The organism is Phaeobacter sp. JH20_26, from assembly GCF_048056275.1.
Taxonomy (GTDB): Bacteria; Pseudomonadota; Alphaproteobacteria; order Rhodobacterales; family Rhodobacteraceae; genus Phaeobacter; species Phaeobacter bryozoorum.
Window position 1 is genome coordinate 68,888 of record NZ_JAYMWL010000010.1, and the last position, 11,066, is coordinate 79,953.

Below are 11,066 nucleotides of genomic sequence, written 5' to 3' on the forward strand. Positions count from 1 at the left end.
GGCGAAAGGTTGCACCAACGCGAAAGCCATCGCCACGGTATGGACCACTTCCTGGCCGAACTGATCGGGGAGAGTGGAAACCGCTTGTGCGCTAGTATCGTCGGGTTTCCGGCACCCTGAGCTTTTGGCGCCGACCTGGTCCGGTCACGGCCGAAAACTACGGCTGTTGGTCGATGTGGCGGCGATAGATTGACGGCGGACGACATGGCTGCATGGAAAACTCCGGGTTCAGTCTGGGTTTGACGGATCAACTGCGTCCAACTCGAAAATCGTTGCCTCGGGTTTTGGCCCCATCACACGCGTTGGCAGATTAGGCGCAGGCAATTGCCCTCTGTGGTGCCCCTTCACCAACACAACCTTACCGCTGCGATAGCGACGCTCATGTTCGCTCACCCAATGGCGAACAGGGCCGCTTCGCCCGTCCTGGACCTTACGCTCAAACTCAAGGCGAGCCTGCCGCTCCTGCATGTGAGCCGCGGCCTGCGGACCAATGCGGATTGTAAGATGGGATTTCTGCGCGCCTAGAATCCAGGACTTCCCGAACTTTCGAGCGGTCTCTGCATCCTTGGCTGTGAACGTCTCGTTTTCCGTGGGAATGATGCCACCCAAGTCCGGGGAAACCAGCATCGCAAAGAGCGCGTAGGGGATGAAAAGATCGTAACCTGTTTCAACTTGGTGCACCGTGCGCCGACCGTTGATCATTTCCTTCGTATCACCGCTCCGCACACGAAAATCGACCATGGAACGGCTCAATTCGACTTCGACGTTGTCGTAGTTCAACTCGCCTGTCGGAGTTCGCTTCACGAGCAAAGCGCAGATTGGATCGACGACCCGCGAATTGTCGCGGCGATGGAACATCGTGATGCGCAAGTGGACATTGTTTCGATCATCGATGAGATAGCCGCGTAGACCAGTGCCTATGGGTTTGTCGTCATGTCTCGTTACTGGTGAAGCCCGTTCAAAGCGCGCGACACCCAGCTCTCGATCGTCAAATTCGACCCAAACAACGTCGGCGGGGAGCTTTACCTCACCCAGAATGGCCATTGCGGGAAGACCGGTTTCCGAAGCCTGCTTGGCGACTGCGTCATGAAGCGTATCGGCATAGCCTGCAGCCATATGGTCGAGCAGGTACACTTTCGCTTGCTGCAGGGCATCGAGCGCATACTCGCGAAAGAGCCTCAGATCCTCGGACGGCGCAAAGTGCCAAACAAGGTCGTCAGCAGGAGCCGATTTGCCCGCCAGCGATGAACCGTATAAGGAAATCAATGATTTGTAGAGCATGCGACGTGACCTGAACCAAATAAAACGCAGTTTCCGACGAACCCTGACGATGTTCAAGCGGCCTTCATTGCACTGCAATTGACCGCTGATGTCTGGGCAAAGCCAGATTGGCTGAAGCTCGAGCTTGTTTTCTTAATGCAAAGGCATGCCGACCATCGTCGGCTCAGCCTGCCGGTCGGCCGGAACGGTGGACAGGCGAAAGGCCCGGATCGGAGCTTTGCTCCGAGCCCGAGCCGTCTTCGACCCCGTGGGCTTCACGCCCACGGGTCGATCTCACCCACCACCTGTACCTCGTCTCCGTCGATTTCATCTGCGGGGACGGCGCCATAGGTTCCATCACCTGCTTGGAAGACGACGATCGAGACCATGAGCGTGGCGGCGAGGGAAGCGGCGAAGGCGTGAGCATCTTTGCGGGACATTTGTTTGGCTCCTGTCTTGGAGGCGGAGGACCATCCCCCGCGCGACAGGACCCCGCAGGCCCGAAGACTGGCTGACATCACTGGGTGCGTTCGGCTCGTCCGAATCCACCCGGCGGCACGGGTTCGCCCGTAGTCCGACCCCTCGCGGGTTGATCTCGAAGACAGGATTCGGGGCAAGGAAGGGAATGGCGAGCGGGGGATGGTGCGACCGCTGACTGGAGCCGTATGTTCCGCTGATGCTATCGCTGCCAGCCTCCCGGGCAGACATTTGGTAGAAGACCTCCTTCTGTGTTGAATTGGATCCTTTGGTGCCCCGCGATCTCGCGGGACAGGGTCGTGATGGGTGAGAGGCCCGCACTTTGGCGGGCCCCTTGGGTTCTACGTAGGCTCAGGCGGCAAGTTCCGCGTCCCCTGCCCTATCCCCGTCCTCGCTGCCGACAATTTCGAGTCGCGCGTTGCGATAGCCTTCTCTGGCGATCCAGAGTTCGGCAGCCGTGACAGATTCGGCCAGGTGGAGCAGCTCCGTGCAACCGCCGAAATCCAAAAGGACACGCACCTGCCCGGGCTGTGGTTCCTCAGCGACCTCGAAGGTCAAGGCGCTATCCGCCGAATGGGTCCGCATGATCGTCACGAGTATGACCCCGTCCGAGGAGAAGTTCCCCTCGTGAAGCGTGAACGACGCCGGCGCCGTCCAGGTCGGATAGGGTCGTGGCGGCTCCTTCTTGACGAGACGGCCAACGCCGTTCGAGCGCTCCCAGGCCGCGAGTTTCTTCGTGAACCGCGCAGGCGGTTTCGGACTGTTGTCGGTGTAGCGAATGAGCGCGCCCAGGGGCGCGGTGTCGAGAATGGTGGTTGCAGACATGATTCCTCATCCTGAATGCGTCATTTTGCATTCATCATATTGATATTGTTGCCTTTTATCTGATTGAGGGCGGGGAAACCCGCCCTCGGATGGCGCGGATCACTCCGCAGCCATCATCGATGCATCATCACCCGGCAGGTCAGCGGTGAGGAAGGCGGGAAGGTCGACATCCTCGGTCTGGCCGGCGTCGGAAACGGGCTCAGGCGCCCCCCGCCCTTCCGCGTCGTCGAGTGCTGCCAGATCGTGACGGCGAAGAACCTCCGGCAACCAGCCGCTGCCTTTCAGCAGACGCTCGGCTTCGGTTGCCATCTCGCCCTTCTTCAGGTGATCGAGGAGTTGCGCCGTCCCCTCCCCTTTCGCCTCACGCACAGCCTCGAGGATCCGTGCCTTGGGCACACGGTTCAGATAGGTATCGACCGTCGGCTCCCACCCCGCCTCGACCATGTCAAGATCGACCGCCTCTGCGACCAAGTCGGACTGGGTCATCCGCTTGGTCAAACCGCTGGCGGAGATACCGGCACCATAAGGGTTCACCTTCTCATGGAGCGCGTTGATCCCGAAGCTGAGGCAATGCGCGAGCACGGACAACCGGCTCCCTTGATCAAGAGAGGCCAGGTAATCCCACAGAACGGCATCATCGCCGAGCGGCAAGTCGGCCTCCCATTCCGCGTGGCGATCGTCCACCAGCTTGGCCACCACGCTGTCCTTTAGATCGCTCGCCTGCGCCGACATGTAGACGTGACGCACCGAAGCCTCGAGGCAGCTGCCGGCCGAACTGGACGTCCGAAAGGTATCATTGACGAGCTTCAGGAGCAGCAGCGTCAACGCGACGTCAGGGGAGCGACCGACAGCTTCGCGCAGTGCCAATGTCCGGTGCGCCGTCAGCTCCATGATCAGCCGCTCGGGCAAGGGCTTCAGTGCACCATCGTCCTCGTCGTCAGGCACGTTCGCGCCAAGCGCCTGGCCAGCAGAGGTGATCACCGTGCCATGGACGATACCATCCACATTGCGCCCAGTTGAAAGCTCAGCGCCCTGCCCGTCTTCCGCCTGTTCACCGCTGTGGACGTCGACGTCTGCCCGTGGCTCATCCTCGAGCCGGACAAAGCCCCGATAGACGGCAAGCTCGCCATAGCGATCAAGCGTGACGAAAGCCCCTGCCCGTCCGATCTCCTCCGCATCGAAGATCAGCGGTCGAACCTCCAGCTTCTCCATCGCGACTTCCAACTCGCCAAGACGTGCGTCGATCTCTTCGGGGAATTCATCCTGACCCTCGTATTCCTCCTCGAGCGCCCGGTACTCGGCAAGCAGCTTGGCATGGGCCGCGCCTTCGTCATCTGTCATCGGCGCTGGATCTCCGCTCAGCCGCCGCAATCCGTGGCTGTAGCCATAGGGCAGGTCGAGCGAAACCTCGATCCATTTCCAACCTTCGGTGGCGATGGCCTCGGCTTCAGCCTGAAGCTTCTCGCTGACCAGGCGATCGAGCAGGGCCGGGTATTCCAGCCAGCCGCCGTCATCGCCCTGGAAGAGGTCGTGCAACATGGTGCCGCCAGCAGCCTCATAGGCATCGGCGCCGACAAAGACGGCACGACGATCGGAGGCCCGCACCGAGGTTTCGGTCAGCATGCGTCTGATCTGATAAGGTTCCTTGTTCCAGGACGACTTGATCGCATCCCAGACCTGAACCTGGCGCTCATGATCCGGATTGACCGTGAAGGCCATCAGCTGCTCCAGCGTCATTTCATCCTCGGCATAGAGCTCAAGCAGGGCAGGGGCCACGGCGGCGAGTTTCAGACGCTGTTTGACCACCTGCGGCGTGACGAAGAAAGCGGCCGCGATCTCTTCATCGCCCTGACCCTTCTCCCGAAGCGCAACGAAGGCGCGGAACTGATCAAGCGGGTGCAGTGCTGCACGCTGCATGTTCTCAGCGAGCGAGTCGTCTTCGGCGAGGATCGCAGAATTGGCATCCCGAACGATGCAGGGAATGGTCGTGGTCTTGGCCAGGCGTTTCTGCTTCACCAGGAGCGAGAGTGCTTGGAAGCGCCGGCCGCCAGCGGGGATTTCGAACTTGCCGGTCTCGGACCCGTCATCCGCCAGAACGGGCCGAACGCTCAGGCTCTGCAGCAACCCGCGGCGGGCGATGTCTTCGGCCAGTTCCCCGACCGAGATGTCGGCCTTGATGCGCCGGACGTTGGACTGGCTCAGCACGAGCTGGTCGAAGGGAATGTCCCGGGACGGGGACAGGGTGACTTTCTGGGCAGATTTCGCCATCAGATCTTCTCCACGACGGGCGCCGAAAGCCACTCTCCCGATCTCACTTCCCGTCACCCCTTTCACAGCCCATCTCTACCTCTCGACATGTCCACCGCGGTGGACATCACGCAGTTGCTGCCCCAGAACGAGAAAGCCTCTCCAACAACAGTGATGGGTTGAAGTCAGTTTCTCTGCGACCGAGCGTGATGCTGTGGAAATACGCTCCAAAGTCTCGGATGCGATTGCTCATCTGGAGAATTATGAAGATGGCGCATGAGGCTTTTTGAGAGCCTATCTTCTTAGCAGCCTTTTCGAAGGTGCTTTCGTGGATTCCCATCATTGGAGCGAGCGTTCTCGCGTGGCTTTCGACATCGTGCCAGTTCCTAAGTGAGTTCGTTGCGAACGATGTAGCCTGGTCACAAACTGTTGTGAGCGTTTGCAGGGGAGGTGTTTGGCTGTTGGTCCCGCTTTCTAAATCTTTTTGTTCTTTTTTAGACTTAGAATGGTGGCGGACAGTTTGCCCGTCATTGGCGGGCAGTTTCATTGTTTCTGGTGCGTCCACCGCGGTGGACGTCTGTTTGCATTGAGCCTCCAGTTCGCCGAGCAAAGTACGATACTCCGCGATCGAGAGCTTCCTCCGAAGAACTCGGCGTACCTGATGAGTGAGTTCGTTCTCGGGGTCAGCTTCGTCGATCTGAGCAAGTTTGGTTAGGATTTGCTTTCGCAAAAACACGCGATCCCGACGAGCGTTTTCCATCCCTTGGGCTGTCGCAAGTAGTTCGCCGGCACGCGCGAGCAACGGAGCCAGCGACAACCCATAGCTAATGGACTGACCTTCGGAGGACTTCACTCGGTATCTCTTGCGATTTGGGCTGTCGTGGCGCTTCATGAAACCGAGTTCAACAAAGCGATCGATGTGCCTACGGAGGGTTCGTTCATCGATCCCGCCAACTCGACGGCAGATCTCGTCGTTGGAAGCGAAGACTGTGTCTCCATGCCCAGGCTTGAGAAAGCTCAGCATCGCTTGGAGCGTTTGAACATGTCCTGGACGGAGACCGAACAGGCTGCGAGTATCTCTGAGCGCGCGGAAGACTGCCCAGATGTCGGCTTCAGGTGTTGACGTGGCGGGGGTGCCCTTGCCGACGCCAAAGGTCTGAACGGAAAGCTTTGTGAATGCCATGTTTGTTGAACGACGACCGTTGTGGCCCACAACTTCCCCGGCTCTTCCCGCTGTTCTTGGCGAGAAAAGGCAACAAAAAGACGTCCACCGAATCGGTGACTCTTGACCGGTATGTCGGAGATTGCTACATCACAGGTGCTAATCAGATGATGAGGGCTCTCCGGGGGAAACCTTGGGGGGCTCTTTTCTTTTTGGTCTTCGCCTTTCTCCTCTGCTCGTGTTTTTGGTTATGACCGGGGATCAGCTCCCCGAGCCTCTCTCATTCTGCCATTGTTCAAAAAGCTGTCGCAGCGTGGTTTCCGCGCGCTCTTCAAGCCATTGGCCGAATTCCGGGTTGTCCTTGCGGGTGATCTTGATAGCGATCGACTTGCCATCGACTGAAAGTGTGCCGACAGGGCTACCACTATTGTCCTTTACCACGGTCGTTTGGCCACGGGCGCTTTGGTCGGCTGCGCCACGCGCCTTGCTGGAGCAAGCAACATAGACGGCTTGAAACTTGTCCGAGCTTGGAGTGGTGTTAGGCAGAGAGGCAAGTGTCTCACGCGCAATGTCGACAAGCGGAACCTTCTCTGAAAGTGCAGCAAGATCACCCCATTGGCGTCGACCTACGCCATGAGCCGGGCCGATAAGCCGGACAAGTTCGTCAGGCAGCTGCTCGATGACTACACGATGGTTCGACACACCTTGCCGGGTGAGGCCTAGGGCGTCCTGAATGACGCCAGGCTTGTAACCGGCCTCCTGCATCTCTTTGATAAAAAGAGATTTTTCAATGAATGACGGATCCAGCCGCAGGTTGTTTTCCTGACCTTGCGCGATCAGAGAAGCATCATCATCGAGCGTTCGAACGATCGCTTTGACGGTTCCACCAACTCTTCGAATGGCTGCAAGTCTGCGACGCCCGTAGATGATGCGGTATCGATCCGGTTGGTCAGAGGGGCGAACCATGATCGGCACTTGCTGACCATGCTTGCGAATGCTTTCGGCGAGATCTTCAATGCTACTATCTTCCAGGATCAGGCGATCCCGGAGGCCATCCATATCGATCCGGTCGGGTTCGATATCTCGGATTGAGTTGGCAGTGATTTCCCGGAGAGAGTCCCGCAATCCGCCAACCGAGCCAGGTAGCTTCGAGGATTTGACCGGGGCAGGGGAGGGGGCTGCCGACTCTTTCTCGTCTTTCGGTGGCTGGTTGAAGATATTTCGAGCCATCAGCGACGCCCCCATGCCATTTGGATTGTCTGCTCCAACTCATCGGCAACGCTGTTCACGCTGGTCAAAGCCCGATCAATGGTCTTCCGAATGAGCTGGCTCGGGTCTACCTCATAGATGGTTTGCTGAGTCATGCCGGCGTCAGAAATGGCTGTCGACTTCAGCATCGGTTCAGTCATGACTTGGCCCGCAAGGATTGAACGTAGGTACCCGGCCATTTGCGTTTGTGGTCCGTCCGACGGCTCGTAGCGTGTGATCAGGAACTTTACGAAGTCCCAAGTGACATGTCGTCCAATCGCCTCTTCGACGGCTTTGACCGTTTCCGAAGCGAGTTTGAGGAACTGGCTCATCGAAGCGATGTCGAGCATGCCGGGGACGACCGTCACAAGTAAGCCCGTGGACGCTGCCAATGCTGTCAATGTCAGGAAGCCCAACTGCGGAGGGCAATCGATCAGCACGATGTCATAGTCTGAGTCGACTTCCTCTAGCGCCAGAGCAAGACGCTCTGCAAAAATCGGCTGAACCCTGCGCGCAAGGGCATTCGCTGTCTCGGTTTCGTACTCGGACAACATCAAGCCAGCCGGGACCATGTCGAGCTTGTGGAAGTATGTTTTCTGGATGACCTCCGAGAGCGGAACCTGATCATCGTATCTCAATGCGTCGTAGATTGTGCCGCCTTCGGCGAATTCGAGCTCAGGCCGGAAGCCGAAAAATGTCGTCAAACTGGCCTGCGGGTCGAGGTCCAGCACAAGCACGCGGTAGCCACGCAGGGCATACCTGTGTGCCAAATGGATCGTCGCTGTTGTCTTCGAGCTGCCGCCTTTGAAATTCACGACCGAAATGACCTGAAGACGGTCACCGTCTCGGCGGCCAGGTCTGTACGCGTCAGCATTTTTGCCTGTCCGCGCCAAAATGTTGCGGAGGTCGTCAACTTCTTCGGCCGTGTAGAACCTATGACCGCGACCGTCAGTGTGAACTTCTGGGAAGCTGCCATCTTTGTGGCGGTTGCGCAGGTTCGACGTACTAACGCGCAGCAACTCGGCGACCTCGGTCGAGCTGAAGCGGCGCAAGGACTTGCGTTCTTCTGGCTCGAACGCAACTTTCATCTGCCGGTCAAGCGACTCAGCAAGACTGTCTGCAAATGCTCCGATGTCGGAAGAGCCTATGCCTTGCGCGTAGCCCGTATTTCGATCATCCATGTTCTGCCGCCTCTCATGGCCTTTGCTAAGGCTCTTTGTCGTTCTGACGGTCGAAGCCACGTCTGACGCGTTTTGCCGTCAGAATGGAGATGCCACGAACATCTGAGTCCGGCAAGAAGAATCTAGATGTAGTGGAAAAGTTATCCACAGCACCAATTTGGTCGCGCAGGGCTTACGCTAGATAACGCATTGATTACCAACGATAAAGACCGTGTCTGGCGAAGCCGACACCCTTCGAGATATTTTCTGCTCGCGCGAACTAACCCCAAGGCATTGTTGGATATTTACGTGGTTTTCGTCCAATTGAGGCGATGATTCTGGAAGATTTGGGCCGAGCGAACAGGGTGGTTTGCCGACCATTAGCGCCTACAAAAGGTCGAGGCGCTCTGCACGCTCCAGCAGCATTCTGACTGAGGAAGGCTGCCAGCTGGTTCGACCGCGAGGGGTGCGCTCACGCATGGATTCGAGTCGGTCGCAGATTGCCTGCAAGGTGATCTCGGGGTCAGCACCTTTGATTGCGGCGACAATCGCAGGCAGGCGATCGTCGGTTTCGCGACGTCCAGCGCGTCCAAGCACTTCAGCGGGCAGGAATCCGTCCCCAACGTATGCCTTCACGGCGCGGAGCAAACGGCTTTGGGTCCAGTGGCGGTCGTGGGGCAGGGGAGCATTGATGATACGCAGCACGTCTTCCCAGGCCATATCCGGCCGCAGGCGGCGTACATGGGGCACCCAATCCTGCGCTGTCTCGTGCAAGCGCTCCATGTAGCCGTCCTGTCGTGCCAACCACACCTTGCGCAGCGCTTCAGAGTCCTTGGCGCGAAGACCTGGGTTGCCGCCGACGCGGCCCTTTGAGCGTGCCGAGGCAAGTCCGGCTTTGGTACGCTCGCGGATCAGAGCGCGTTCGAGCTCGGCCGCGGCGCCAAGAACCTGCAAAGTGAACTTGCCTTGGGGGGAGGCGGTGTCGATCGGGTCCTGCAGCGAGCGGAAGAACGCACCCTTGGCCTCCAGCCGCTCGATCACCTCGAGAAGGTGCGACAGGGACCGCGCAAGCCGGTCGATCCGAACGACAACCAGCGTGTCGCCCTCGCTGATGCGCTCTAGCACGCGCGCAAGCACCGGCCGCGCACGATTGCCGCCTGAGGCGTGTTCTTCATGGATCTCGGCGCAGCCTGCGGATTTCAGGGCCTCAGACTGGGGCAGGGGGGTCTGATCCTCAGTGGAAACGCGGGCGTAGCCTATCAAGGGCATGAAAACAGACCGTTTGCAATTTAATGTATCGCTAATAAACGACCGTTTGTAAACGAATGCAAGTAGGTGCTCTCTCGTCGTGCTCGTCCAAAAACCCTTGGTTTCCTTGCGCTGAGTGCGATCTGAGAGGCTTCACCTGCAGTCGCGCGTGCATACTATAAAAAGAGTGAAGGCAACCCTCACGAAATCACTTTGGTAATGTGCAAAAGAACAGTATTTTGCACATATGAAGATCCAAGCATCCACTTTGACTGATGATTTCAATGACCCCCTCACCACCATCGAGGAGGATGAAGCGGCTCACGAAGAGGATCTCTGGTTTCTGCCGGGACCACTCGAAGAAGAACCGGATGATTTGCCTCCTGGGCCGCGGGCGGAACCGCCAGATTCCGCTGTCATCGACGACTGGGCAAAGGCAGAAGGCGTTCACGCTGCGCATCTGGCACGGGTTGCTGGACGCTTGGGTGCTCTGGATGACCGGCTGCTGCGCGGTCCTGAAGGCTGGCGGCACCGCCTCGCTCTTATCGAGGCAGCGGAACTCAGCTGGTTTGCAGGGGATCGGGTGAGTTCTGATCGTCTGGCGCTCTGGATATCGATGCGGCTGTCAGGTGCACAGGATGACCCAAATGCCCTGGCAAGAGTTGGATGGGCTGTTCGGCGCCTGACAGGCGGTCCCGGACCGAAGGTTGACTTGGCCGCCTTCCTGGATCGCCGCGATCCCGAGAACATTAAAGGCAGCGCCGAGCGTTTCGAAGATCGCGCGGGCGGATGGTTGGACGTAATGGCTGCAGCAGCCGAGCTCCACCCAATCACGCGGGCTTGCATGGGCTTTCATCTCTGGAGCCTGGCCGGCCTCGGACAGCACGGTGACCAGATGGAAGCCGCCGTCACCGCGTCCAGGATCGCGGCCAGCGATGGAAGCGGCGCCATCTTCGCACCGCTCGCCATGGGCGGGGCGGGTGGGCTGCGGTCGGGAGGGCCACCTGCCGAGAGATTGGAGCGATGGCTAGCCGGGATGGAAAGCGCCGTTTTGACCGCGATGCGGCACTTGGACGATATCGAGGCATGGGCAGCGCGGGCGAAACACGCGATGGCCATGCTGTCGGGCCGCACACCGACAAATCTGCGCAAGGTCTTCACGGACTGGCCATTGATCTCGGCTCCTATGGCTGAGATTTTGACTGGTGCCAGCCGAGCCGCAGTTCAACGCAATCTGAAGCTGATGGACGCGATGGGACTGGTGCAGGAAATTTCGGGGCAGGGACGTTTCAGGATTTGGCGCGCAGGCAAATAGATCCGTCACGCCAAACTATGGGTGAGCACAAACTGCTTGCACGCCGCGAGGACCTTTCGGGAAACCAAACTGCCTGGATAGCTTATGTCTGGTCACGTCTTAGTGGTTTCTGGTTGGCCAAAGG

General features: G+C 58.8%; 9 protein-coding genes. 1 reads left to right on the forward strand and 8 read right to left on the reverse strand.

Annotated features, from left to right (window positions below):
* Window positions 1-228 precede the first annotated feature (228 nt).
* The 8 genes from VWY60_RS04825 to VWY60_RS04860 form a co-directional block, all read right to left on the reverse strand.
* Window positions 229-1,281 carry a hypothetical protein gene (locus VWY60_RS04825; protein WP_416541567.1) on the reverse strand — a complete coding sequence of 351 codons (1,053 nt, stop codon included), beginning with the start codon at window positions 1,279-1,281 and terminating at the stop codon, window positions 229-231.
* Between the two features lie 254 nt (window positions 1,282-1,535).
* A complete protein-coding gene (locus VWY60_RS04830; RefSeq protein WP_010138195.1) occupies window positions 1,536-1,700 on the reverse strand; it encodes a hypothetical protein in 165 nt (54 codons plus the stop codon).
* Window positions 1,701-2,088: 388 nt separating this feature from the next.
* Window positions 2,089-2,562 carry a hypothetical protein gene (locus tag VWY60_RS04835; RefSeq protein WP_416541568.1) on the reverse strand — a complete coding sequence of 158 codons (474 nt, stop codon included), beginning with the start codon at window positions 2,560-2,562 and terminating at the stop codon, window positions 2,089-2,091.
* 99 nt (window positions 2,563-2,661) lie between these two features.
* Entirely contained in the window at window positions 2,662-4,830 is a 2,169-nt protein-coding gene (locus VWY60_RS04840; protein WP_416541569.1) for a ParB/RepB/Spo0J family partition protein, read from the reverse strand.
* Between the two features lie 106 nt (window positions 4,831-4,936).
* Complete coding sequence (gene repC, locus VWY60_RS04845; protein WP_416541570.1) at window positions 4,937-5,992, reverse strand: plasmid replication protein RepC; 1,056 nt, start codon at window positions 5,990-5,992, stop codon at window positions 4,937-4,939.
* Between the two features lie 240 nt (window positions 5,993-6,232).
* Window positions 6,233-7,201: a plasmid partitioning protein RepB gene (repB, locus tag VWY60_RS04850; RefSeq protein ID WP_416538609.1), complete on the reverse strand. Its 969-nt coding sequence runs from the start codon at window positions 7,199-7,201 to the stop codon at window positions 6,233-6,235.
* Window positions 7,201-8,400: a plasmid partitioning protein RepA gene (gene repA / locus VWY60_RS04855; RefSeq protein WP_028288490.1), complete on the reverse strand. Its 1,200-nt coding sequence runs from the start codon at window positions 8,398-8,400 to the stop codon at window positions 7,201-7,203. The genes repB and repA overlap by 1 nt, the downstream gene beginning before the upstream one ends.
* A 366-nt stretch (window positions 8,401-8,766) precedes the next feature.
* Window positions 8,767-9,648 carry a recombinase family protein gene (locus VWY60_RS04860; protein WP_416541571.1) on the reverse strand — a complete coding sequence of 294 codons (882 nt, stop codon included), beginning with the start codon at window positions 9,646-9,648 and terminating at the stop codon, window positions 8,767-8,769.
* A 226-nt stretch (window positions 9,649-9,874) separates the two neighbouring features.
* Here VWY60_RS04860 and VWY60_RS04865 point away from each other — a divergent pair, with 226 nt between their 5' ends.
* Window positions 9,875-10,942 (forward strand): hypothetical protein, encoded by a 1,068-nt coding sequence (locus VWY60_RS04865; protein ID WP_416541572.1) that lies wholly within the window; start codon window positions 9,875-9,877, stop codon window positions 10,940-10,942.
* The last annotated feature ends 124 nt before the right edge of the window (window positions 10,943-11,066 follow it).